Raw genomic sequence first — 23,567 nt, forward strand, 5'->3', positions numbered from 1 at the left:
CGTACCGTCCGAGCTGCCCCCGTCGTCGCCGCAGGCGGCAAGCCCCAGTACCAGCGCAGAGGCCGCTGCGCCGGCACTGATCAACCGTACTGTCCTCACTGTTGAACCCCTTTGTCCTCGGCGCTGGTTTACGACCAGATGAAGATCATCCAGCGTGCGCTGGGCGTCAGCCTACCGACGGGCGCCTCTCGCGAACAGGTCTAGGCCACTGCCGTGACCTGCCTGCAATCAGGCGCTTCCGACTGCTTCCGTTTCGCATTTCTCCGCTACGCACGGTAGTCACCCGGTCGGGCCTCTCGGCGGTGATGGCGGGCCGTCCGGCCCTTAGCGTTGATCACGTGGCGCAGGCAGGGTGGCCACCGTCAGCCATCCCCGACCGCCGCAGAGCGCGCGAGATCCGAGGTAGCCGTGGCCGGAACCGACGGTGCAGCCACCGACCTGCTGTTGCGTACGGGCCGCTGGTTCACCCGCGGCGAGGTCTCCCCCGACCTACGTACGGTGACGAAAGCGGGCGGCAGAGCGGGCGACGTCTTCTACCGCGACCGGTGGAGCCACGACAAGGTGGTCCGCTCCACACACGGTGTGAACTGCACCGGTTCGTGCCGCTGGAAGGTCTACGTCAAAGACGGGATCATCACCTGGGAGACCCAGGAGACCGACTACCCCTCGGTCGGGCCCGACCGGCCCGAGTACGAACCGCGCGGCTGCCCGCGCGGCGCCGCCTTCTCCTGGTACACCTACTCCCCCACCCGCGTCCGCTCCACCGACGCCGGCACCAAGGCGGCGGGCTTCTCGCTGGTGACGGTCCTGTTCCGGCCGTTCGGCGGCTGGCTGTCGGACCGGGTGCACCCGGCGGTGGTCACGTCGTGGTCGCTGGGCATCGTCGGGCTCTTCGCGGTGGTGCAGTCCTTCGACCCGGAGCTGGACCCGGTGGGCACGATCTGCCTGCTGGTGATGGCCGCGGGCCTGGGCGCGGCGAGCGGCGCGGTCTTCGCGCTGGTCGCGCAGGTCACGCCGCAGTCGCAGGTGGGCAGCGTGACGGGCATCGTGGGCGCGATGGGCGGCCTCGGCGGGTTCGTGCCGCCGCTGGTGATGGGGGCGATCTACAGCTCGAAGGGGTCGTACTCGATCGGCTTCATGCTGCTGTCGGACCTGGCCCTGGCGGGCTGCGTGTACGCCTTCGGGCGGATGAGAACGGCGGGCCGGGCCAGGGGATGAACCGGCCCGCCGAGTTCAGCGGTCCAGCGGGGCACCCACGTCGTACAGGTGGTGGATCACGTCGTGCACGAAGTAGCGCGCGAACGAGTCGACCGTGAACGCCGCACCGTCGCTGCGGAACCCCGGCCGCCGCCACTCTCCCTCGCCGACCTCGTCCAGGTGCTCCGCCAGCGTCTCGCCCCACGCCGACAGCTCCGCCGCCACCCGCAGCGGGTCCTGCTCCCCGTACCGGTCCTCCGCCGCCGTCTCGTCCTGGTCCCAGTCGGCGAACCGCGGGGCGTCCTCGGTCAGCATCCGGCGCAGCCTCTCGTCGCCCAGCCGGAACACGTCGCGCACGTGGCAGGCGTACTCCAGCGCCGACCACACGTCCGGCCGCGGCCGCGCCCGCAGCCGCTCCGGCTCGTCGCCCAGGACCTGCACCCAGCGCACCGCGCTCTTCCGCGCCAGCCCGGAGACGTCCTGCGGGCGGGTCTCGGCCGCCGCGAAGCCGCACTCGGGGCAGGGGCGTTCCAGGACCCAGGTCCAGTCCTTGGTGTCCGGTGTGATCATGCCGTCCAGTCTCCCTGCGGAAGACTGTGCAGCACCAGCGAGAATTCGTTGAACGGTCCGGTAAGCAATGCTTAATCGACGGCCCACCGCTGCAGCAGTCCCCAGGCGAACTCGGCGGTGCACGCGCGCGGTTCGCCCGCCTCGTCCGGCGCGGTGAAGTCCAGCGCGAACCGAGGGGCGGCCGCGCCCTCGCGCGGCGCCGCGGGCGGGAAGGCGCGGGCGACCTCGTCGACGGTGCAGCCCCACGGCGCCAGGTCGGCGAGCGTGCGCAGCGCGGGCCCCTCCGCCTCCGGGGCGCGGACGAGCCAGGCGTTGAGCGCGACGCCGCCCACGCCGCACGTCGCCTCGAACCGCAGGTCCGGCCAGAGCGGGACCCGCCAGACGTGCACGTCCAGCGCCGTGTCGCCGTACGCGCGCCGCGTCACCGACGCGGCGGGGCCGAGCAGCGCGGCGAAGTCCCGGGCCCGCGCGGCGCCCGGGGCCCCGCCGCCGCGGGCGCGGAGCCGGCCCTGCCAGCGGCGGTTGGCCTCGCGCATCGCGGTACGGGGCACGCCGAGCGTGCGCAGCGCGTCGGCGACCAGAGCGGGCTGGAAGTCCTGCATGCGGCGCAGCAGGACGAGTTGGAACCGCACGGGGCCGGGCGGCGGGACGTCGTCGTCCAGCAGGGAGCGCATCGCCTCATTGTCGCCGCCCGGGGCGCCGCACCGGGGACGGGGCGCACGGCCCGCCGCGCTCAGCGCGGCGGGCCCGTGGAGCCGCGCGGGGTCAGTGCCGGGGTCGGCACCTGCCGGGACTCGGCTTCCCCCGTGGTCATCAGGGCGAACAGCGTCCGCGCCACCTCGGCCCCGAAGCCGTGCACGTCGTGGCTCATCGCGGAGAGCGTGGGGTGGGTGAGCCGGCACAGCTGCGAGTCGTCCCAGGCGAGCAGCGAGAGGTCCGCGGGCACCGAGAGACCCATCTCGGACGCCACGGACAGACCGGCGACGGCCATGATGTCGTTGTCGTAGAGGATCGCTGTGGGCCGCTCCGCGGAGGACAGCAGGGTGCGGGTGGCGCGGGCGCCGTCCTCGCCGGAGAACCCGGTGGGCGTCTGCCGGCCCGCGTCCAGGCCGAGTTCGCGGACGGTGGCCGCGAAGGCGGCGTTGCGGATCGCGCTGTGGCCCAGTTCCGCCGCTCCTCCGACGTGTGCGACGCGCCGGTGGCCGAGCGCGGCCAGATAGCGCACGGCCTCCGCGACGGCGGTGCCGTCGTCCGTCCACAGCGAGGGGAATCCGCCGGTCAGCGAGGGGTGGCCGACGGCGATCACCGGCATGCCCAGGGCACCGAGCGCCGGCAGCCTCGGGTCGTCGGTGAGGAAGTCCACCAGGATCGACCCGGCGACCTGCTTGGACTTCCACCACCGCTCCTGCTGCGCCACCTCCTCGTCCAGGTCGCGGACCAGTCGCAGCAGCAGCGAGCACGACTGCTCGGCGAGCACGCTCTCGATGCCGGAGACGAACTCCATGTAGAACGGCTCCAGGCCGAGGAGCCGGGCCGGCCGGCAGATCGCCAGGCCCACGGCGTCGACCCGGGAGCTGGACAGCGAGCGGGCGGCGAGGTTCGGCGCCCAGCCCAGCTCACGGGCCGCGGCGAAGATGCGGTCGCGGGTCGCGTCGGCCAGGCCGGGGCGGTTGTTGAAGGCCAGCGAGACGGCGCCCTTGGACACCCCGGCGCGGGCCGCGACGTCCTTGATCGTCACCTTGGCCGGCGGGCCGTCGGCGCTCACGCGGGTTCCACGCAGAAGAGGGCGGCCCGCACGGCGGCGACGGCGGGGTCGTCCGCGCCCGGCGCCGCGGGCGCAGCGGGTACGGGCCAGCCGCGGACGACGACGGTCGCGCGCTCGCCGGGCAGCAGCGTCAGCAGCCCACGGTCGGCGGTGGCGGCCGGGTCGAGCCGGTCGGGCTGCAGGAGCAGGTCTCGTACGAAGGTGTGGGCGGTGACCACGACGTCGACCCTATCCGGCTCCGGGCCCGCGGCGCGTACCACCTCGACGGCGAACTGCGGCCGCGGGTACGCGAAGTCCTTGTCCCGCGCCGGGAAGTGCAGCGCCCGCAGCCCTTCCGCCTCGGCGACCAGCAGCTCTTTCGCGGAGGCAGCGGACGGCAGCAGCCCGTCGGGCACCGGCACCTCGGCGACGGCCCGCGGCCCGGCGGCGAACGGTACCTGCGCCGCGGCGACCACGCCGCCGTCGACCGCCGTGCGGCGCAGCGCGAGGGTGCCCGACCAGGGTTGCGCGGACTGGTTGACGACGGCCACGCAGAGGCCGCCCGCCCGCTCGCCGGCCTCGTCCTGCTCGCGGGGGGTGCCCTGCTCGCGCACGGTCAGCAACCGGTCGGCGTAGAGCCGGCGCAGCTCGTGGTACAGAGGCTTGGGGCGGCCGTCGCCGTCGACGGCGGACCAGGAGGTGACCGGCCAGCAGTCGTTGAGCTGCCAGAGCACCGTGCCCGCGCACACCGGCCAGTGCGACCGCCAGTGCTCGATGCCGGCGGCGATCGCCCGGGCCTGGTTCACCTGCATGAGGTAGTGCCAGCGGGCGAAGTCGGCGGTCCCGTCGGGGACGTCGAAGTGGCGGGCCAGGCCGCGCTCCAGCTTGCCGTTGCCGTCGTCGGCCTTCTGGTGGTGGAGCATCGCGGGCGAGGCCGCGGCGAGCTGCGGGCCGTCCCCGAGGGCGCGGCGGAGCGTGGCCCAGGCGGGCGGCGCCTGCCAGCCGAACTCGGCGACGAAGCGCGGGACGGCGGCGCGGTAGTCGGTGTAGTCGGCGCGGTTCCACACCTCCCAGTCGTGGTGGTTGCCGTGCGCGGGGTCGTTGGGGTGGTGCACCCAGGACCCGGACCAGGGGCTGCCCGGCCAGTACGGACGCGTGGGGTCCAGCTCGGCGACGACGCGCGGCAGCACGCCGAGGTAGTAGCCCTCGCCCCAGGAGTCGCCGGCGAGCGCCTCCTCCCAGTCCCAGTCGCGAAAGCCCCACAGGTTCTCGTTGTTGCCGCACCACAGCACCAGCGAGGGGTGCGGCATGAGCCGGACGACGTTGTCGCGGGCCTCCGCCTCGACCTCGCCGCGCAGCGGCTGGTCCTCGGGGTAGGCGGCGCAGGCGAACGGGAAGTCCTGCCAGACCATGAGGCCGAGTTCGTCGCAGGCGGCGTAGAAGTCGTCGCTCTCGTAGATGCCGCCGCCCCAGACGCGTACGAGGTCGACGCCCGCGTCCGCCGCCTGCCGCAGCCGCTCGCGGTAGCGGGCGGGGGTGAGGCGGGACGGGAGGGCGTCGTCGGGGATCCAGTTGACGCCGCGGGCGAAGAGCGGTTCGCCGTTGACGACGAGGGTGAAGCGGGAGCCGCGGGCGTCGGCGGCGGTGTCGAGGCGGACGTCGCGGAAACCGATGCGGCGGGTCCAGGCGTCCAGGAGCGGGCCCTCGGCGGTGTCGCCGTCGTGGAGGGTGACCTCCAGCGCGTAGAGCGGCTGGCCGCCGTAGCCGCGGGGCCACCACAGCTCGGGGCGGGCGAGGGCGAGCCCGACGCCGGCGGCGTCGGCGCCGTCGAGCACCGCCGTCGCCTCCGCGTCACCGACGCGGGCGCGGACGGTGAGCGGGCGGTGTGCGCCCGTGCCGGTGCGCTCGACGTCGAGGCGCACGTCGACGCGGCCGGTGCCGTCGGCGTCGACGGTCACCAGCGGACGCACCCGGGCCAGCCGCGCGGTGCTCCAGCGCTCCAGCCGGGCGGGGCGCCAGATGCCTGCGGTGACCAGCGTCGGACCCCAGTCCCAGCCGAAGGAGCAGGCCATCTTGCGGATGTACGGGAAGGGTTCGGGATAGGCGTTGGGCCGGTCGCCGGTGCGGGCGCGTACCTCCTCGGCCGCGGCGTAGGCGGAGGTGAACGCCACCGCCAGAGTGCCGCCGCGGCCGGTGACGTCGAAGCGGTAGCCGCGGTGCATGTTGCGGGTGGCGCCGAGCGGTTCGCCGGCGAGCCGGAGCGCGGCGGCGGTGTCGAGGCCGTCGAAGACGAGGTCGGTCCGTTCGTGCGGCCCGTCGTAGGGCTCGATCTCCGTCTCGTACGTCCAGTCCCGCCGGCCGACCCAGGCGACGTCGGTCTCGTTCGTGCCGAGGTACGGGTCGGGGATGACGCCGGCGGCGAGCAGGTCCGTGTGGACGCAGCCCGGCACCCGTGCGGGGAGCCGGTCCCTGCCGTGCCACAGGGTCCAGCCCTCGGTGAGCGGGATGACGTCCTTCATGGGTGCTCCAATCTCGGGTCTCGCGCCAACGTAGCCGCCCCTCTCCCCTCTGTCCATAAACCGGTCAAGTTCTTTCTCTGTCGCAAAGGTTGACGTCATTACCGGGCTAAGGGAAGGTTCCACGTCAAGAAAAGGGGCCTTCACTCAACCGGTTCAGTACCACGGCCGGACTCAGCGAACGGAGATGGTGACGATGAGGGGAAGAGCGCTCGCCGGTGCGCTGCTGGCTACCGCACTCGCGACGACGGCGGGCTGCACGGGCAGCGGGGCCTCGTCGCAGAAGCAGGAGGCGAAAGCGGCCGGGGACCCGGGGAAGGTCTCCGGCACGATCGAGGTGATCACGCACCGCACCGACCTCGTCGAGGACGGCACGATGGACGCCTACGCGGCCGAGTTCCGCAAGACGTACCCGAACGTCGAGGTCGAGTTCGACGGCGTCACCGACTACGAGGGCGAAGTCAAGACCCGGATGAACTCGGACGACTACGGCGACGTGCTCATGATCCCGGGCCGGGTGAAGAAGAACGACTACCCCCGCTTCTTCGCCTCCCTGGGCAAGCAGTCCGAGCGCAGCGAGAAGTTCCGCTTCACCGACTACTCCACGGTCGACGGCGAGGTCTACGGGGTCAGCATCTACGGCAGCATCCCCGGCTTCGTCTACAACAAGCGCATCTGGGAGCAGGCCGGCGTCACCGGATGGCCCACCACGCAGGCCGAGTTCCTCGACGGCCTGAAGGCCGTGAAGGACCGCACCGACGCCGTCCCGTACTACACCAACTTCAAGGACGCCTGGCCGCTGGCGCAGTGGTGGCCCGCCCAGGCGTCGGCCACCTGCGACGAGCGGGCGGACGTCGAGGTGGTCGAGGGCGACCCCTTCGCCGAGGGCGGTGCCGTCCGGACCGTGGACACCCTCCTGTACGACATCGTGGACCGGGGGCTGGCCGAGAAGGACCCGACCACCACCAACTGGGAGGGCTCCAAGCCGCAGCTCGCCAAGGGCGAGATCGCCACGATGTTCCTCGGCTCCTGGGCCGTGGTCCAGATGCGCGACGCCGCCGAGCAGGCCGGCACCGACCCGGACGACATCGGCTTCATGCCGTTCCCGCACCAGGTCGACGGGAAGTTCTGCGCCGGCCTGTCACCCGACTACCAGCAGGCCGTGAGCATCCACTCCGCGCACAAGGAGGCCGCACGCGCCTGGGTCGACTGGTTCGCGGAGAAGTCCGGCTACCCCGAGGACAACATGAACGTCTCCACCCTGCGCAGCGCCCCGCTGCCCGGCGTGCTCGCCGAGTACGAGAAGCAGGACGTGCGGCTGCTGGAGCTGGACCAGTCCAGGGGTGCGGAGCTGAAGGAGCTGGACGACGCCTCCGAGGTCGGCATCGACGACCCCGACTACCGCCAGGAACTCGTCGACATCGCCCGCGGCGCCCGGGACGGCAGCGCCGACGACCTCTTCGCCGACCTCTCCGAGCGCTGGACGGGCGCCGCCGGGGAGCTGGGTTACCGGTGACCGCACTGAGGCGCCGGCCGGCGGGCGGCGGCGCGGTGCCGTGGCTGTTCCTCGCCGTCCCGCTGGCGCTGCTCATCACGTTCACGTACGCGCCCGTCGCGAACATGGTCGCGTACAGCTTCACCGACTGGGACGGGCTGAGCCCGGAGCTGAACTACGTCGGCACGGAGAACTACTCCGACCTCTTCACCCGCTCCGAGCTGTTCGAGGTCTTCTTCGTCAGCGGCTACTACCTCGCCGCCTCCGCGGTGCAGATCGCGCTGGCGCTGTACTTCGCGACGGTGCTCAGCTTCAACGTCCGCTTCCGCAACTTCTTCAAGGGCGTCCTGTTCTTCCCGTACCTGGTCAACGGCGTCGCCATCGGCTTCGTCTTCCTCTACTTCTTCCAGGACGGCGGCACGCTCGACGCGCTCTTCGGCCTCTTCGGCGACGAGCCCGACCGCGCCTGGCTGGGCGACTCCACCTCCGCCAACGCCTCGCTCGCCGGAGTGTCGGTGTGGCGCTTCATGGGGCTGAACTTCGTGCTCTTCCTCGGCGCGATCCAGTCCGTCCCGGGCGAGCTGTACGAGGCCGCCGAGCTGGACGGCGCGAACCGCTGGCAGCAGTTCCGGCACATCATCGCGCCCGGCATCCGGCCGGTGATCAGCCTCAGCGTGATCCTGGCGATCTCCGGTTCGCTGGCGGTCTTCGAGATCCCGTACGTCATGACGGGCGGCGCGACCGGCACCGAGACGTTCGTGATCCAGACGGTCGACCTGGCGTTCACGTTCAACAAGACCGGGCTGGCCTCGGCGGCGGCCGTGGTGCTGCTGCTGATCGTGCTCGCGGTGACCTGGGTGCAGCGGGCGCTGGTGCCGGACGACAAGGCGGGTGATCTGGTATGAGGGCAGCCGTCGTCTCGCGCACGCTGACTTACCTGTCACTGGTCGCTGCCGCCGCGGTGGTGGTGCTGCCGCTGCTGGTGGTCTTCCTCACCTCGCTGAAGACACCGGAGGAGATGGCGGGTGGCGGCGGGGCCCTCTCGCTGCCGGGCAACCCGCTCAACTTCGGCAACTACGCGACGGCCTTCGAGGACGGCCGGATGCTCTCGGCGTTCGCCAACACCGCGGTCATCCTCCTCTTCGCGATCGCCGGCACCGTGCTCATCGGCTCGATGACGGCCTACGCGATCGACCGCTTCCGGTTCCGGTTCCGCAAGCTCGTGGTGGGGCTCTTCCTGGTCGCGGCGATGGTGCCCGGAGTGACCACCCAGGTGGCGACGTTCCAGATCGTCGACAGCTTCGGGATGGTCAACAGCCGGCTCGCGCCCATCGTGCTCTACATGGGCACGGACATCGTCTCGATCTACATCTTCCTCCAGTTCATCCGCTCCATCCCGGTCTCGCTGGACGAGTCGGCGCGGCTGGAGGGCGCCAACTCGTTCACGATCTACCGGAAGATCATCTTCCCGCTCCTCAGGCCGGCGGTCGCGACGGTCGTCATCGTCAAGGGCGTGACCGTCTACAACGACTTCTACATCCCGTTCCTCTACATGCCCTCCGACGACCTCGGGACGATGTCGACCGCCCTGTTCCGCTTCAAGGGCCCGTACGGAGCGCACTGGGAGACGATCTCGGCCGGCACGGTCCTGGTCATCCTGCCGACACTCGCCGTCTTCCTGTTCCTCCAGCGGTACATCTACAACGGATTCATGAGGGGGGCGACGAAGTGAACGGGACCCTCCGATGAGTTCGGGCGGCGCGGGCAGTCCACAAACACGACGACGGCGGCGACTTGCGGACAGGAACTGTCCGCAACGTTCCGTACCGTCAGGGGACGGGCTCGACCACCGGAGGGGACATGAACGGCATGAACGGCCTCGCGACAGCACTGGTGCTGGCCATCGCGTCCGCCGCCGCGTACGCGGGGGCCGCCGTGCTGCAGGAGCGGGTCGCGGGGGCGGGCCGCGAGGCGGACGCCGGGGTGTGGGCGGCGCTGGCACGGGGCTCGTGGTGGCTGTCGGTCGGGCTCAACGTCGCGGGCGCGGCCCTGCACGTACTCGCGCTGCGGTACGGGCCGCTGACCCTGATACAGCCGCTGGGCGCGCTCACCCTGGTCCTCGCGCTGCCGCTGCAGGCGGCATGCTCGGGGCGCCGGGTCGGCGCGGCACGGTGGCGGGGCGCGGGGCTGACGCTGGCGGGCCTGGCGGGGGTGCTGCTGCTGGTCCGCGGCGGCGGGCACATCGAGGTGCTCACCCCGGCGCAAGTGCTCGGCACGGTCGCGGCCACCGCGGCGGCGCTCGTCGCGCTGGGCGCGGCGGCGCGCGGGCTCGGGCCGCGGACGGCGGGCATCGCGTACGCCACGGCCGCGGGCATCGCCTTCGGCGCGGGCTCGGTGCTGACCCAGACGGTCGCGGTACGCCCCGCCCCCGACGCCTTCACGGTGCTGACGGGCCTGGCGGTGGCGGCACTCGCCCCGGCGGGCCTGATGCTCTCGCAGGCCGCCTACCGGGGCGGCCTCGGCGCCCCGCTGGCCACGGCGACGCTGGTGAACCCGGCGGTCTCGGCGGCGGTCGGCCTCACGCTGCTCGGCGAGCGGCTGAGCGGCGGCATGCTGGGGGCCGCGGTGGCGCTGGCGGCAACGGCCCTGGCCGCAAGGGGCGTAGTCGTACTGTCCCGCCCGGCCGCCGCGCCCGCGGGCCGGACGCCCGGCTGGACCCGCCACACCGAACCGGCCCCTGTGGAGACCTTCGGGCTGGCTCGCTGACCCGCCCGCCCCCCGTGCCCGCACGGGGGCCGCGGCGCAGCCGCCGACGCAGCGCCACCACGCCCCCGCCGGCCGCCGGCTGCTAGTCCGCCACCAGGACGATCTTGCCGCGCAAGTGGCCCCCCTCGCTCGCCCGGTGGGCGTCCGCCGCCTCCGCCAGGGGCAGCGCCCGCCACACCGGCAGGTGCAGGCGGCCGTCGCGGTACAGCGCCAGCGCCCGTTCGATCCCCGCCACGTGCTGGTCCTCGCCGTCCGCCTGGCGGGAGAACCGCGCGCCGACGGCCTGCGCACCCGCCGCGTCCGCGATCGTCAGCACCCGCTCCGGGCCGCCCGCCAGCTCCACCGACTCCGGCAGCACGCCCCGCCCCGCGGCGTCCAGGACCGCGTCGACGTCCGGCGCCAGCTCCCGTACCCGCGCGCCCACGCCCTCGCCGTACGCGACCGGCTCCGCGCCCAGCGAGCGCAGGTAGTCGTGGTTGCCGGGGCTCGCGGTGCCGATCACCCGCACCCCCGCCGAGACCGCGAACTGCACCGCGAGGCTGCCCACACCGCCCGCCGCGCCGTGCACGAGCAGCGTGTCGTCCTTGGCGACGCCCAGCGCCGCCAGCGTGCGGTACGCGGTCTCCGCCGCCATCGGCAGCCCGCCGGCCAGCTCCCACGGCAGCCCCGGCGGCTTGGCGACCAGCCGGTCCGCGCGGGCCAGCGTCTGCAGCGCGTACCCCGCGGCCACCGGCCCGAGCACCTCGTCGCCCTCCCGCCACGGCCCCGCGTCCGCGCCGACGGACTCGACGACGCCCGCGGCCTCCACCCCCGGGACGTGCGGGAAGGACAGCGGCCGGAACGCCGCCAGCTGCCCGCTGCGCAGCTTCCAGTCCATCGGGTTGACCCCCGCGCACCGGACGCGGACGCGCACCTCGCCGGCGGCCGGCGCCGGCACCTCGACGTCGAGGCGGCGCAGCACCTCGGGGCCGCCGTATGCGGAGAATCCCATGGCGAACACCACGGGCCATCACCTTCCTTCGGGACCGTGGAAACCGAACGGACCGACTATCCCACCGAGGTGCGCGCACCGGCGCGGTTTCGATCCCGTGGCGAACAGACGTTTCGCCCCCCGCGCTGGTGGAACACCCCCGAAACGCCTGGTGGGGGGCGGTGTGTGCCACCGCCCCCCACAGGACTGGTCCTGCTCAGCCGACCGTATACATCACAGCGGCTTGATCCGGATGTCGCGGAACGAGACCACGTCCGTGGTGCCGTGCACCTGGAGGCCGATGTAGCCCTCGGCGTGCTGGCGCCCGTCCGTGCCCGGGTCGTCGCCGCGCGGCGGATCGAAGAGCTGCCCCGGCGAGTTCTCGAACTCGTTGAGGAGCACGCCGTTGCGGTAGATCTCGTACTTCTGATCCACCACCCGGATCTCGTAGTCGTTCCACGTGCCCTTCGGAGTCACCCCGGCACCGCCGTGGTTGATCTCGTCGAAGCCGTAGACCGAGCCGGTCTTGTACTTGTCGCCGGCCTCCGAGTCGAAGACCTGCACCTCGTGGCCGTACTTGATCGCCACCCACTCGGGCCGCGACTCGTCCGGGTGGTCGCGCACGTCCGGGAAGCGGACGAAGACGCCGGAGTTGGCGCGCCCGTCGCCCGGCGCGTCGTCGCGCCACTGGAGCTTGAGCGAGAAGTCGCCGTACTGGGCCTGCGGGTACCACAGCATGCCCATCCCGTCGACGTTCGTCCCGCTCGTCATCGAGCCGTCCCCGTTGAGGTTGAAGCTGCCGCCGCCGACCTGCTCCCACTTGGAGAAGGAGTTCTCGGTGCCGGTGAAGATCGGCGTGTAGCCGTCGTTCTGGCCCGGCTTGCCGATCCCCGACTCCTTGGCGGTGTCGCGGATGATCTGGCGCTCCTCGCCGTTGATGACGGCGTCCCCGTACAGCTCGTCGGTGACGGCCTTGATGTGGTCCAGGAACGCCTTCTGCCTCGGCCAGGCCTTCTCGTCCTCGATGACCTCGTTGATCGTGCAGCCGTTCGCGGTGACGCGGTTGGGCACGTGGGTGTCGTACTGGCCGATGAAGACGATCGGACGGGAGTCCAGCTCCGGGCAGACCGGGTCGGGGTTGGGGTACTTCTCGACGACCGTGAAGGTGACCTTCCCGACCTCGGAGGAGTTGCCCGCCTTGTCGGTGGCCCGGTAGCTGATCGTGTGCTCGCCGACGGTCGAGACGTGCACCATCTCGGTGTACGGCTGGAAGGCGCCGTCGCCCACCGCGTACTCGACCTTGTCGAGGCCGGAGCCGCCGGTGTCCGCCGCCTCCAGCATGACCATCGCCATGTCCAGATACGCGCCGTCGTCGTTCTGCTCACCGCTGACCGAGGCCTCGACCGTCGGTGGCGTCGTGTCCTCGCCGGCCTCGGCGACCGTGAAGGTCACCGATTTCTCCTCGCAGGTGTTGCCCGCCTTGTCGGTGGCGCGGTACCTGACGGTGTGCTCGCCGACGGTGTCGACGACGATCGGCGCCTCGTACGGGGTCCACTCCGTGGCCCCGTCCAGGGCGTATTCGATGCGATCGACCCCCGACATGTCGTCGGTGGCCGACAGCGCCACCGTCGCGCTGCCCAGGTACGCGCCGTTCGCGTCCTGCTCGCCGGTGACCTCGGCAGCCGCCTCGGGCGCCGTGGTGTCCTCACCGCCGCCGTCCGTGACGATCAGCTCGCCGACCATCGAGCCGTGGCCGGGAATCGCGCAGAAGTAGCGGTACTTGCCCGGCGTGAGGTTGACGGTCGCCTGCCACTTGCCGTTGTTCTCGTCGTTCGGGGACGCCTGGAGGTTGAGGCTGACGTCCTTGTTGTATCCGTCGGTGAACGTGTCGAACGTGAGCGTGTGCACCATGCCGGTGGTGTTGCCGGTGGCGGCGCTGTTCTCGAAGACGATGGTCGTCTCCCCGGCCACCGCCGTCGTCGGCGCGGACGTGTACTCGGTGATGCTGTCGCCCGCGGTCCAGGTCAGCGTCTGCGCCGCCCTGGGCTCGTCGGGCACCGCCGCGTCCGCGGCGGGCAGGCCGCCCGGCGCGAGGAGCGCCAGGCAGACCGCCACCAGAGTGATCAGCGCCCGCCGCAGTGCACCCGCGGTCAGAGCTCCGGATCTCATCGGCTTCCCTTCGTGATCAGGTTCTCGGGCGAGGGCGTCGCCGGCCCGCCCTTGTACGTCACCCGCCACAGGGCGGACGCCGAGTCGGCGTTGAAGAAGCCGCGGCCGTAGTCGAGCACGTAGAGCGCGCCGTCCGGGCCGAACTTCCAGTCCATCAGGTTGCGGATGCCGCCCTCGCCGGCCGGGATGATCTCGTCCAGCGACTCGGCGTGCACGGGCAGCCCGCCGTCGCCGGCGTTGTCCGGGTCCATGACCACGGCGTGCCGCGGCTGGTCCTGGTCGTAGAAGTCGCCGACGAACCACTTGCCGTTCCAGTACTCGGGCCACTTGACGTCGCTCTCGGAGCCGGCGTCGTAGCGGTAGACGGGGCCCGTCATGGCCGCCTGGCCGCCGCCCTTGAGCCAGGGCAGCCTGTACTGGGCCTCGTCGATGTTGTAGCTGGGCACCCCGTCCGCGTTGCGCGGGTAGTCGGGGCCGCCGCCCTGGGGCGAGTACCAGATGTTGTTGTCGCGGGCCGGCGGGATGTCCGTCAGGCCGTCGTTGTTGGGCGAGGTGTTCTTGAGGTTGTCGCAGTCGTACCAGTCGAGCGGCTGCGTCGGGTCGGGCAGGTTGCGGTCGCGGTACGGCTGCGAGTTGCCCATGCAGTACGGCCAGCCCTGGTTGCCCGCGCTGGTGATGACGGCGAACGTGTCGTACTTCGCCGGGCCCCAGGTGGTGCTGGGCGCGCCGGCGTCGGGGCCGACCCAGCCGGCGTAGAGCCGGTCCTCGGCGTCGATCTCGATGCGGGACGGGTTGCGTACGCCCATCACGTAGATCTCGGGCCTGGCCTGGTCGCCGTCGCCCTCGTCGCCGGTGAAGAGGTTGCCCTCGGGGACGGTGTACGTGCCGTCGGCCTCGGGGTGGATCCGCAGGATCTTGCCGTTGAGGTTGTTGGTGTTGCCCGCGGTGCGGCGCGCGTCGGCGAAGGACACGCCGCCGAAGTTGGGCTCCGGGTTGTTGCCCGAGTAGCCGTCGCTGAACCGCGAGGAGTTGGTGTCGCCGGTGGCGATGTACAGGTTGCCCTTGGAGTCCCACTCCATGTCGCCGCCCGCGTGGCAGCAGCTGTGCACCTGGACCGGCCAGGACAGCAGCACCTTCTCGGAGGCGGTGTCGAGCTTCTGCGTCGCCTGGTCGATGGTGAACCGGGAGACCCGCCGCTCGGCCATGTGCGCGGCGCGGTCGACGCCGGAGTGCGGCGTGTAGTGCAGGTACACGTAGCCGTTGTCGGCGAAGTCCTGGTCGAGGGCGATGCCGAGGAGGCCCTCCTCGACCTTGACCAGCTCGTCGCCGCCGCCCTTGTTGCCGAACACGTCGAGCGTGCCGACCGCGGTCACCTGCTCGGTCTCCGGGTCCCACATGTGGATCGTGCCGGGGCCCTTGCCGATCTCCGCGCTGTTCCAGTCGACGTCGACGGGGGCGCCGGACCAGCGGCCGCCGCGGCCGATGTAGTAGACCTTGCCGTCCTCGGCGATGTCGATGCCGTGCGGCTCGCCGATCTGGTCGAGCTGGTTCGCCTGGTTCGGCTGGGTCAGCCGCGTCGCCTCGTAGTTCGCGGTGATGCTCGCCTGGCAGTCGGCCTGCGCCTGGCGCGTGGTCCAGAGCAGGGCGCCGCGCAGGTGCGAGCGGAAGTCGTCCTCGGCGAAGCCGGCGGCGGTGCCGCCCATGCCGGTGTAGAAGGAGCGGCCGCCCTCGTAGTCGCGGCACCAGGAGATCGGGTGGTCCGCCCCGTTGGCGGACGGCCCGGGCTCGTAGGACAGCTCCCGGACCCTGGCGACGGTGTGCACCTTGCCGGAGGGGTTGCTCTCCCAGTTGGTCCACACGTCGCTGCGCTGCCACTCCAGCGGCAGGTCCTTGGTGGCCGGGTTCAGCCGGTCGCCGACCTCGACGACGGCCTCCTGGACGCCGTCCGCGGTGCCCGCGGGGCGGCTGCCGATCAGGCCCGTGAACCAGTCGGACTCCGGCTCGGAGCGGGCCGCGTCATGGATGCCGAGGAACCCGCCGCCCGCCTCGATGTAGCGCTGGAACGACTGCTCCTGCATGGTGTTGAGCCGGTCGCTGCCCGGTGACAGGAAGACGACCGCGTTGTACTTGGCCAGGTTCTTGTCGGTGAAGGCCGTGACCTCGTCGGTCGCGGTCACCGTGAACGTCTCGGGCCCCTGGGCTCCGACGGCCTCGATGGCCTCGACGCCCGCCCGGGTCACGGCGTGTTGGTCGCCGTCGACCCGGGTGAACACGAGTACCGAGGCCGCCGCCCTGCCCGGCGGCTTGCCGGCCGCCAGCGGTCCGTCGTCCGACGGCCCTGCCATGGCCTCGGCTCCTGCCAGTAGCGTTGCCGCCATGGCCACGGCCGATGCGCCGGCCGCCCAGCGTAGGGCGTTTCCCCTGCGTCGCATGGTCCTCCCACCTCGTCCCGGGATGCTGCGGGATAGCTGCGCCGCCGTAGGAAGTTAGACCCCTTTTCGCGAACTGCCAATGCCTAGCGCCGGATTCGGTTCGAACTTTGTCCTGAGGATGGGCAAAGCCTCCGCAAGCCCTTACCATGAGCGGCTGTCAGGGACGAGTCACAAACGCGCGAGAAGGCGGGGGCCACCATGCCGCGCAATGTCTTTTCCAGAAGGTCCTTCACCAGCGGTGCGGCCGCGGCCGCACTGGCGACCCCGGTCGCACTGTCCACCTCCGGAGCAACGGTCACCGCGTCGGACGACAAACCGCAACCCCAGCCGCTCGGCGAGATCAAACGGATCACCCTGTACGCCGAGGCCATGCCGGACGGCCAACTCGGCTACGGCCTCGAACCGGGCAAGCCCTCCATCCCCGGCCCCCTGCTGGAGATGTACGAGGGCGACAGCATGATGATCAAGCTGGTCAACAACCTCGACATCGAGGCCAGCCTGCACGTCCACGGCGTCGACTACGACATCGACAACGACGGCACGCCGATGACGAACAGCGCGGTCCCGCCGGGCGGTTCACGCGACTACGTCTGGCACTCGCACACCGCCGGCACCCGCAAGGACGGCACCATCCAGCCGGGCAGCGCGGGCTACTGGAACTACCACGACCACGCGGTCGGCACCCCGCACGGGACCGGCGGCGTCAAGCGCGGGCTGTACGGCGGGCTGATCGTCCGCCGGAAGGGCGACAAGCTGCCCGACAAGCAGTTCGTCATCGTCTTCAACGACAACACCGTCAACAACGTCGCGGGCCACGGGCCCGACTTCACCGCCACGCTGGGCGAGCGGTGCGAGATCATCATGATCACGCACGGCGAGTTCTACCACACGTTCCATCTGCACGGGCACCGCTGGGCGGACAACCGCACGGGCATGCTGACCAGCGTGGACGACCCGACACCCGTCATCGACAACAAGATCGTCGGGCCGGGCGACTCGTTCGGGTTCCAGTTCATCGCGGGCGAACTCGTCGGCTCGGGGCGGTGGATGTACCACTGCCACGTCCAGAGCCACGCGGACATGGGCGTGGCCGGGCTGCTCGTGGTGACCAACCCCAACGGCACGGTGGCCGGAAAGCACAACGCGGAGGCGATGAAGCCCACCCGCGACGCACCGGCCCACGGCAGCCACGACACGACCTGACCAGCCGCACGCACCGCACCACGGCACGCACCGCACCCGGGCGCGTGCCGCATCGCGGCACGCGCCGGGCCGGCGCACGTGCCGCGCCGCGAGACCGGTCGGCGGCCCCGCTGGGTGGGGCCGCCGGCTTTCGCATGCCCGCGTACCCGCCGACGGCAGACCCCCGGACGGCAGCTCCCCGACGGCAGATCCCCTGACCACACCCCCTGAGGGCAGACGCCCGGGCACACTCCTGCTATCGTCATGAAAATGATTGTCATTACGAAGACCAGGAAGACGCTCGCCGCGGGCGTGGCGGCGATAGCCCTCGTGCTGGCCGCCGGGTGTGCGGAGAACGACGACGACCCGGGCGGCGGAAAGCCCGGCGCCGGCCGCGAGTCGAAGGCGGCCGGCGGCGGGGCGGCCGGCGCCGACCGGTCCGGCTGGCCCGCGGAGAAGACCGCCCACGGCGCCCCCGAGCTGCGCGCCGTCGTCACCGAGCAGGGCTCGGGCGCCGTCCGCGTCATCGGCCTCGCCGACGGCGGCACGGTCCGTACGCTGCACGTCGAGGGCCAGTCCCGGCCCGTGCGGACCGAGGACGACACGCACGTCCTGCTGCCGCAGGGCGAGCAGGGGGTGACCCACCTCGTGGACGCCGGCATCCGCTGGGAGGACCATGGCGGCCACCAGGACGCGCACCACGAACGCCCCCGTGTCCTGGGCAGCCTGAAGGGCGAGTACCCCTCGCACGCCGTGCCGCACGGCGAGCACGTCACCGTCTTCGACGACGGCACGGGCACGGCGCAGGTCCTGCACGTCGGCGAGGAGCACGCGAGCACCGACCCCGAGCGCGAGCTGACCGCCGAAGGGCCGCACCACGGCGTCGCGGTGACCCTGGAGACGGGCGAGATGGCCGTGACCGTGCCCGGCAAGACGGAGGAGGACCTGCCCGTGGGCGTACGCGTCCACGACGCGCACAACCGCGAGGTCGCCGCCTTCCGCGACTGCCCCGAACTGCACGGCGAACACGCCGTCGGCGACGGCCTGCTGCTCTTCGGCTGCCTGGACGGCGTGCTGGTGCTGGAGCGCGGCGACGGCGGCAAGTGGACCGCCGACAAGATCCCCAACCCCGCGGGCACGGGCGGCGAGGAGCGCGTCAGCTCCTTCGCCGGGCACAGCGGCGACGCGGTCCTCGCCACCTTCGGGGACGAGGCGGTGGCCGCGCTCGACCTCGGCGAGCGCACGATGCGCCGCGTCGACCTGCCCGACGCGCGCGCCGCGTTCGCCTGGGACCCGTACTGGGACCGGGGCCTCGCCCTCACCGCGGACGGCGAGTTGCACGGCGTCGACCCGAAGGCCGGGAAGCTCGTCGGCTCCTCGAAGGTGACCGAGCCGTTCGAGGTCTCGGCGGACTGGACGAAGAACCAGGCGGCGCTGGCGCCGGGCGAGGAGTCGGTGTACGTCACGGATCCCTTCACCGGGTCGCTGATCGAGGCGGAGGTGGCGCGGGACGCGTTCAAGGTGACGCGGACGATGGAGCTGGGCTTCACGCCGTACTCGCTGACGGTGCTCGGCATGGCCGGCTGACAAGGGGGGCACCCGGACCGCGGCGGCGGGGCATCGCGGACGGCGCGTTGTCCCGTCGCCGTGTCGCCTCCCCGCCCCGCCGCCGTGCCGCTCCGCGGCGCCCGGTCCCCGCGCCGCACCCCGGGGCCCCGTCCCCGTCGCCGTGTCCCCGTCGCCGTGTCCCCGTCGCCGTGTCCCGGTGTTCGCCGCGGGATTGCCTCCGCGCCACGTACGGGCAGGATGGCCTCGCCATCATCATCGCGCCGGCCGGCGGCCGCCGCGGGGAGCACCCCGCCGGCCGGGCCGGCCCGCGAGGGAGAGGATCGATCCACATGAGGTACGTGAGAACGCTCGGCGTCACCGCCCTGGCCGCGGCCCTGCTCGGCACCGTCGCCGCGTCCGCCGCCCCCGCCGCGAAGCCCGGCGGCGACCACCGGCCCGAGCGCGACGCCCGCGTCGTCGAGGCCGTCGCCAAGCTGGACCGCAACAGCAAGTGGGAGCTGGTCGAGAAGCTGCCGCTGGACTTCGAGACGTACCACCCGCAGGGCCTGACCCGCGTCGGCGACCGCCTGTTCCTCTCCAGCGTCGAGATCATCGAGCCGCCCGTGCGCTACCCGGAGCCCGTCGACGGCTACGACCGCAGCCCCGGCCGCGGCGTCGGCCACCTCTTCGTCCTCGACCTGAAGGGCCGGCTGCTGGACGACATCACGCTCGGCGAGGGCGACATGTACCACCCCGGCGGCATCGACACCGACGGCCGCTCGGTCTGGGTCCCGGTCGCGGAGTACCGGCCGAACAGCGCCGCCGTCGTCTACCGCGTCGACGTCCGCACGCTGGAGGTGACCGAGGAGTTCCGGGTGGACGACCACGTCGGCGGCGTGGTGCCGGAGCCGCGCACCGGCAAGGTGCACGGCGTCTCGTGGGGCTCGCGCACCCTCTACACCTGGGACCGGCACGGCCGCCAGGTGCAGCGGCGGACGAACCAGAGCCACTTCGTCGACTACCAGGACTGCGCGTACGCCGACTCGCGCAAGATGCTCTGCACCGGCATCACCGGCTTCAAGAACGCCACCGGGGCCGACTTCGAACTCGGCGGCATCGCGACCATCGACCTGCGCACGTTCGACATCGAGCACGAGGTGCCGGTACAGCTCTGGTCGACCGGTGGGCACGTCGCGACGCGCAACCCCGTACTGCTGGAGGCGCTGCGCGGCGACGGACTGCGCATGTGGGCGGCCCCCGACGACGGCACCTCTCCCACCGGCACCGAACTGCTGGTCTACGAGACCCGCCCCGCGAGCTGACGCCGGGATGCCGAGCACCGCGCCCCTCCCGTAAGATCCCGGACGACCGAGGGGGGCCTGCGCGGCCGGGGAGCCGCGCCGGCGTACAAGGGGAACGGGTGGGGCGCGGTGCACGGTGAGGACGCGATACGCGACGGCGACGCCGTACGCGGCAGCGGAGCGGGACGCGGGGGCGGACCCGTACGGACGCGGAGGCGGCACCGCCGGCCCGCAGGGGTGACCCCCGGTGCCTAGCCGGCCGGCGTTCCTGCGCCCCGTACGCCGCACCCGCGCCGGCGACTTCGCCGGCTACGCCGTCGCCGTCGTCGCCCTCGTCGCCGGCGGGGCGGTCTTCACCCGCGGCATCCTCACCTGGACCCGCGGCCCGGTGGTCGCGATCGCGGCGATCCTCCTGACCGGCTGGGCCGTCGACAAGGTACGCGCCCGGCGGCAGCCCGGGGACGACGACGGCGGCCCCGGCGCGGACGTCGACGGCCCGGACGTCGAGGGCGCGGGCGGCGACGGCCGGGACGGCGAGGGGGAAGACCGGTGAGCTGGGCGGCACATGAGCTGGAGAGCTACATCCTCCACAAGCACACCAAGGTCAAGGTCTCGTACCTGGCGATCCTCCTCGGCTGCTTCCTGCCCGACATGGGCACGAAGGGCACCGTCTACGGCTTCGAGATAGGCAGCTACTCCTTCAAGCCGGAGAGCGCCTGGGACTACCACCGCGGCTGGCCGGGCGTCGGCTTCACCCACAGCCTGGCGTGGGGCGTGGTGCTCGCGCTGGCCGTGCTGCTGATCTTCAAGAGCCGGGAGTGGGCGCTCGGCCTGCTGATCGGCCAGTGGGCGCACGTGCTGACCGACTGCTTCGACAGCGTCGGCGTGATGCTCTTCTTCCCTTTCAGCGAACAGCACTACTCGACGGGCATGTGGGCGTACGCGGCCCAGGAGGGCCGCTACGGCGACGCCGCGGCGTACTACGGCAGCCTCGGCCTGGCCTGGGACCTGTTCTGGCTCGCGATGCTCGCGTACAACTACCGCGCCCTGACCGCCAAGTACTTCAACCAGCACGTCTACCCGGCCGACCCGGCCTGGAGCTGGCTGCGCCACCGCGTGGGCCTGTCCGACCGCTTCCTGCTCGCGCTCTACCACGCCTACTTCCTCTACGGCGCGTGCCGGATATTCGCCTGGACCATCTGGGCCCAGGTCTCCGAGGACGCCCCGATGGACTGGAAGTGGGGCGGCCCGTACTGGGTCGACAAGGCGACGGTGGAGCATCCACCGGTGACGGAGTTCCTGGCGAACACCCTGGTGGGCCTGACGGGCCTGGTGGCGTTCTGCTGGGTGGTGTGGCTCGCGGTGGGCCGGCGCCTGTGGCTGCGCACACCGCCGTACGCGGAGGTGGAGTTCGTCCGCACGTCGGTACCACGGCAGCGCTACTCGGACGAGAACACCGGGACCGACGGGGCCGAGGACGCCGGGACCGGCGAGCCCGGGGACAGCTCCGACACGGAGCCGGCACGGCAGAGCCCGGACCGGGCATAGGCCGAAGTGCCGTACCGGCGTAGCTGTTGACCGTCAGGTGAGGGTACGCAGGAGGGCCTCCAGGTTGTCGAACGACGTGGTCCACGTGGCGCGCGCCGTCAGGCGGCGCTCCGCCGGGTAGGGGCGGGTGAACGTCAGGCGGGTGCCAGGCGGGGCGGGGGCCAGGTCGATGCGAGTGGTGACCGGGGCGGGGTTGCCGTACTCCGGCATCGGGTCCGAGGTGAGGACCAGGAGGCGGGGGGCGGCGAGTTCGGTGATGCGGTTGCGGAGCCAGTGGCGGTTTCGGCCGGGGGTGGCGGCGTCGGCTTCCGCGGTTTCGGCGGTCTCGGCGGTCTCGGCGGTCTCGGTCATGCAGTAGTCGAAGCGGCCGCCGACGTGCGGTTCCACGGTGACGGTGTCCCGCGGGACCGTGTAGCCCCGGGGGCCGAGCCACCGCGCCAGCAGATCCGGGTCCGTCCACGCCCGGTGGACCAGCGGGGGCGGCGCGGGCAGGTCCCGGACCAGGAGCGGCGCGGTGGAGTCGGCGGGCGGTGCGGTCACGGTGCCTCCGCTGGGTGGGCCGGCGTGCATGCTGCCAGGTGCAACCGGCGCGGTGCGGCGAGGCTTCCCGGGACGGGGGGAGGTCGGGCGGGCGGGGCGGGCGGCGCGCGATCGGCCCGTCCCGGTTCGGGTCAGGTTGCGGGCTCCGGGGGATCGGAGGGCTCCGGTGGGGTCGGGGGTTCGCCTTCCGGCTTGCCCGCCAGGCGTTTCGCGATGCGTTCGCGCATCCCCGGCATGCTGAACCCGCGCGGGTCGATCTTCTGGTCCGTCCACTCCTTGTGTGCTATCACCGACTTCGCCTGCCACCCGTGCGCCCGGCACACCGCCGCCGCGGCCCGCTCGGCGGCCTCCAACTGCGCGTCGGGCCACGGGTCCTCGCCGTCGCCGCGGTTGATGCACTCGAAGCCGTAGAACCGGGCGTTGCCGTCCGTGTTCTGCTCGTTGGGCGACGGGGGGCGCTCGCCGTACCGCTCGGCGATCACCGCGCGCAGCACCTCGTCGTCGCCCATCCCGGCGTGGTTCGCCCGGCCGTGGCCGACGAGGTGGACCCGGCCCCGCTTGTCGATGACCCCGTGGCAGAGCGGGCCCGGCAGGTCGGGCCGGCCGCGGTAGCAGAGGCGGACGCTCTCGTCCGTCCCGGAGGTGGCCGTGTGGTGGAGGACCACCCCGTGCACCGGGCCCCACGGTCCCTTGTGGTTGCGGTTGTGCGTGCGCCATTCGCCGTGCTCGACGATCGTGAGCCCCTCGCGCTTCAGCGCGCGCAGGACGACGGAGGCGGACAGTGGATCGGCCATGCGAGCAACCCCCCGGTTTTCCCTGGCTGGTGACGTCCGGTCCGCGCCGGCCCTCGGCGCCGTCACACACTCATCGTAAATGTTTCATCACTCTCCGTAAAGGGGTCGGCTCCCCATCCGTCTCCGAGCCACCGCGCGCCCGTCCGGGCGCCCTGTGTGCCCCCTGTGGGCCCCCGTAGCGTCGTGTCCGGCGACAACTGCGGCGGAGAGGACTGCTCGTGGAGGTATCGACGTTCCTGGCGCGGAAGCTCGCACGGCGCTTTCGCACCTACGACAGCGACGGCGACGGCTACGTCGACCGCGCGGACTTCGAGCGCGCCGCCCGCCGGCTGGGCGAGGAGTTCGGCCACGGCCCCGACTCGCCGGCGCGGCGCCGGCTGGAGGAGCTGTGCCTCGGGGTGTGGGAGCGGCTCGTACGGGCCGCGGACACGGACGGGGACGGGCGGGTCGACCGGGCCGAGTACGCGGCGGCGTTCGCCGCGGGGCTGCTGGAGACGCCGGACGACTACGCCGCGGGGTACGGGGAGTTCCTGGAGGCGATCATGGCGATCGCCGACGAGGACGGCGACGGCCTGCTCGACGAGGAGGAGCACGTGCGCTGGACGGGCGCGCTCATGAACCTCCCGGCGCACGACGCCCGCGACGTCTTCCGCCGGCTGGACGCCGACGGGGACGGCCGCGTCACCACCGGCGACCTCCTCGCGGCCATCGGCGACTACTACTTCGACGACGACCCCGACTCGGCCGGCAGGTGGCTTCTGGGCCCGCTCGACCCCGCCTGACTCCCGGGCCCGG

At 72.4% G+C, this 23,567-nt stretch carries 18 protein-coding genes and 3 pseudogenes; 12 read left to right on the forward strand and 9 right to left on the reverse strand.

What is annotated here, in order from left to right; genetic code table 11:
• Window positions 1-408: 408 nt before the first annotated feature.
• Window positions 409-759, forward strand: a pseudogene (locus tag LG396_RS39185) (hypothetical protein); the annotation flags it as partial.
• 6 nt (window positions 760-765) lie between these two features.
• Window positions 766-1,218: pseudogene (locus LG396_RS39190) on the forward strand (MFS transporter); the annotation flags it as partial.
• Between the two features lie 15 nt (window positions 1,219-1,233).
• Here the strand turns inward: LG396_RS39190 and LG396_RS08700 are convergent.
• The 4 genes from LG396_RS08700 to LG396_RS08715 form a co-directional block, all read right to left on the reverse strand.
• Window positions 1,234-1,767: a DinB family protein gene (locus LG396_RS08700; protein WP_225794288.1), complete on the reverse strand. Its 534-nt coding sequence runs from the start codon at window positions 1,765-1,767 to the stop codon at window positions 1,234-1,236.
• 71 nt (window positions 1,768-1,838) lie between these two features.
• Entirely contained in the window at window positions 1,839-2,441 is a 603-nt protein-coding gene (locus LG396_RS08705; RefSeq protein WP_225794289.1) for a hypothetical protein, read from the reverse strand.
• A 59-nt stretch (window positions 2,442-2,500) separates the two neighbouring features.
• Window positions 2,501-3,532: a LacI family DNA-binding transcriptional regulator gene (locus LG396_RS08710; RefSeq protein WP_018834490.1), complete on the reverse strand. Its 1,032-nt coding sequence runs from the start codon at window positions 3,530-3,532 to the stop codon at window positions 2,501-2,503.
• On the reverse strand, window positions 3,529-6,030 hold the full coding sequence (locus tag LG396_RS08715) for a glycoside hydrolase family 2 protein (protein ID WP_225794290.1): 2,502 nt from the start codon (window positions 6,028-6,030) through the stop codon (window positions 3,529-3,531). Before LG396_RS08715 ends, LG396_RS08710 begins: the two co-directional genes overlap by 4 nt.
• Before the next feature lie 193 nt (window positions 6,031-6,223).
• On the opposite strand from LG396_RS08715, the gene LG396_RS08720 reads away from it, so the two are divergent.
• The 4 genes from LG396_RS08720 (at window position 6,224) to LG396_RS08735 (ending at window position 10,288) form a co-directional block, all read left to right on the forward strand.
• Window positions 6,224-7,543, forward strand: a complete 1,320-nt coding sequence (locus tag LG396_RS08720; protein WP_100302736.1) for an ABC transporter substrate-binding protein — start codon at window positions 6,224-6,226, stop codon at window positions 7,541-7,543.
• The gene (locus LG396_RS08725; RefSeq protein WP_225794291.1) at window positions 7,540-8,427 is read left to right on the forward strand and encodes a carbohydrate ABC transporter permease; all 888 of its coding nucleotides are present in this window, start codon (window positions 7,540-7,542) and stop codon (window positions 8,425-8,427) included. Before LG396_RS08720 ends, LG396_RS08725 begins: the two co-directional genes overlap by 4 nt.
• Window positions 8,424-9,254 (forward strand): carbohydrate ABC transporter permease, encoded by an 831-nt coding sequence (locus LG396_RS08730; RefSeq protein WP_225794292.1) that lies wholly within the window; start codon window positions 8,424-8,426, stop codon window positions 9,252-9,254. Before LG396_RS08725 ends, LG396_RS08730 begins: the two co-directional genes overlap by 4 nt.
• Window positions 9,255-9,382: 128 nt before the next feature.
• Complete coding sequence (locus LG396_RS08735) at window positions 9,383-10,288, forward strand: DMT family transporter (RefSeq protein ID WP_225794293.1); 906 nt, start codon at window positions 9,383-9,385, stop codon at window positions 10,286-10,288.
• An 82-nt stretch (window positions 10,289-10,370) separates the two neighbouring features.
• Here the strand turns inward: LG396_RS08735 and LG396_RS08740 are convergent, their stop codons facing one another.
• From LG396_RS08740 to LG396_RS08750, 3 genes are all read right to left on the reverse strand, one after another.
• Window positions 10,371-11,288 (reverse strand): NADP-dependent oxidoreductase, encoded by a 918-nt coding sequence (locus tag LG396_RS08740; RefSeq protein WP_372483460.1) that lies wholly within the window; start codon window positions 11,286-11,288, stop codon window positions 10,371-10,373.
• 204 nt (window positions 11,289-11,492) lie between these two features.
• Window positions 11,493-13,427: an OmpL47-type beta-barrel domain-containing protein gene (locus LG396_RS08745; protein ID WP_225794294.1), complete on the reverse strand. Its 1,935-nt coding sequence runs from the start codon at window positions 13,425-13,427 to the stop codon at window positions 11,493-11,495.
• The gene (locus LG396_RS08750; protein WP_225794295.1) at window positions 13,424-15,772 is read right to left on the reverse strand and encodes a ThuA domain-containing protein; all 2,349 of its coding nucleotides are present in this window, start codon (window positions 15,770-15,772) and stop codon (window positions 13,424-13,426) included. The genes LG396_RS08745 and LG396_RS08750 overlap by 4 nt, the downstream gene beginning before the upstream one ends.
• A 285-nt stretch (window positions 15,773-16,057) precedes the next feature.
• Between LG396_RS08750 and LG396_RS08755 the strand changes: the two genes are divergently transcribed.
• The 5 genes from LG396_RS08755 to LG396_RS08775 all read left to right on the forward strand — a co-directional run bounded on the left by LG396_RS08755 (window position 16,058) and on the right by LG396_RS08775 (window position 21,438).
• Window positions 16,058-17,062: a multicopper oxidase domain-containing protein gene (locus LG396_RS08755; RefSeq protein ID WP_018834481.1), complete on the forward strand. Its 1,005-nt coding sequence runs from the start codon at window positions 16,058-16,060 to the stop codon at window positions 17,060-17,062.
• A gap of 249 nt (window positions 17,063-17,311) precedes the next feature.
• Window positions 17,312-18,628 (forward strand): hypothetical protein, encoded by a 1,317-nt coding sequence (locus tag LG396_RS08760; RefSeq protein WP_225794296.1) that lies wholly within the window; start codon window positions 17,312-17,314, stop codon window positions 18,626-18,628.
• A 311-nt stretch (window positions 18,629-18,939) separates the two neighbouring features.
• Window positions 18,940-19,911, forward strand: a complete 972-nt coding sequence (locus LG396_RS08765; RefSeq protein WP_100302743.1) for a DUF6454 family protein — start codon at window positions 18,940-18,942, stop codon at window positions 19,909-19,911.
• Window positions 19,912-20,137: 226 nt separating this feature from the next.
• Complete coding sequence (locus LG396_RS08770; protein WP_225794297.1) at window positions 20,138-20,443, forward strand: hypothetical protein; 306 nt, start codon at window positions 20,138-20,140, stop codon at window positions 20,441-20,443.
• Entirely contained in the window at window positions 20,440-21,438 is a 999-nt protein-coding gene (locus LG396_RS08775; protein ID WP_037749080.1) for a metal-dependent hydrolase, read from the forward strand. The genes LG396_RS08770 and LG396_RS08775 overlap by 4 nt, the downstream gene beginning before the upstream one ends.
• A gap of 33 nt (window positions 21,439-21,471) precedes the next feature.
• Here LG396_RS08775 and LG396_RS08780 read toward each other — a convergent pair whose 3' ends face one another.
• Both LG396_RS08780 and LG396_RS08785 read right to left on the reverse strand, forming a co-directional pair.
• Window positions 21,472-21,978, reverse strand: coding sequence for an SRPBCC family protein (locus tag LG396_RS08780; protein ID WP_225794298.1), 507 nt, complete (start codon window positions 21,976-21,978; stop codon window positions 21,472-21,474).
• A 140-nt stretch (window positions 21,979-22,118) separates the two neighbouring features.
• Window positions 22,119-22,772 (reverse strand): annotated as a pseudogene (locus LG396_RS08785) (peptidoglycan recognition protein family protein); the annotation flags it as partial.
• Window positions 22,773-22,990: 218 nt separating this feature from the next.
• On the opposite strand from LG396_RS08785, the gene LG396_RS08790 reads away from it, so the two are divergent.
• Complete coding sequence (locus LG396_RS08790; protein WP_225794300.1) at window positions 22,991-23,554, forward strand: EF-hand domain-containing protein; 564 nt, start codon at window positions 22,991-22,993, stop codon at window positions 23,552-23,554.
• Window positions 23,555-23,567 lie beyond the last annotated feature (13 nt).

The organism is Streptomyces aculeolatus (genome assembly GCF_020400605.1).
Lineage (GTDB): Bacteria > Actinomycetota > Actinomycetes > Streptomycetales > Streptomycetaceae > Streptomyces > Streptomyces aculeolatus.

Coding starts and splice junctions, on each gene's coding strand:
- LG396_RS08735 (WP_225794293.1), top strand. CDS start 9,383: ATGAACGGCATGAACGGCCTCGCGACAGCACTGGTGCTGGCCATCGCG.
- LG396_RS08720 (WP_100302736.1), top strand. CDS start 6,224: ATGAGGGGAAGAGCGCTCGCCGGTGCGCTGCTGGCTACCGCACTCGCG.
- LG396_RS08715 (WP_225794290.1), bottom strand. CDS start 6,030: ATGAAGGACGTCATCCCGCTCACCGAGGGCTGGACCCTGTGGCACGGC.
- LG396_RS08730 (WP_225794292.1), top strand. CDS start 8,424: ATGAGGGCAGCCGTCGTCTCGCGCACGCTGACTTACCTGTCACTGGTC.
- LG396_RS08765 (WP_100302743.1), top strand. CDS start 18,940: ATGAGGTACGTGAGAACGCTCGGCGTCACCGCCCTGGCCGCGGCCCTG.
- LG396_RS08760 (WP_225794296.1), top strand. CDS start 17,312: ATGATTGTCATTACGAAGACCAGGAAGACGCTCGCCGCGGGCGTGGCG.
- LG396_RS08755 (WP_018834481.1), top strand. CDS start 16,058: ATGCCGCGCAATGTCTTTTCCAGAAGGTCCTTCACCAGCGGTGCGGCC.
- LG396_RS08750 (WP_225794295.1), bottom strand. CDS start 15,772: ATGGCAGGGCCGTCGGACGACGGACCGCTGGCGGCCGGCAAGCCGCCG.
- LG396_RS08745 (WP_225794294.1), bottom strand. CDS start 13,427: ATGAGATCCGGAGCTCTGACCGCGGGTGCACTGCGGCGGGCGCTGATC.
- LG396_RS08700 (WP_225794288.1), bottom strand. CDS start 1,767: ATGATCACACCGGACACCAAGGACTGGACCTGGGTCCTGGAACGCCCC.
- LG396_RS08705 (WP_225794289.1), bottom strand. CDS start 2,441: ATGCGCTCCCTGCTGGACGACGACGTCCCGCCGCCCGGCCCCGTGCGG.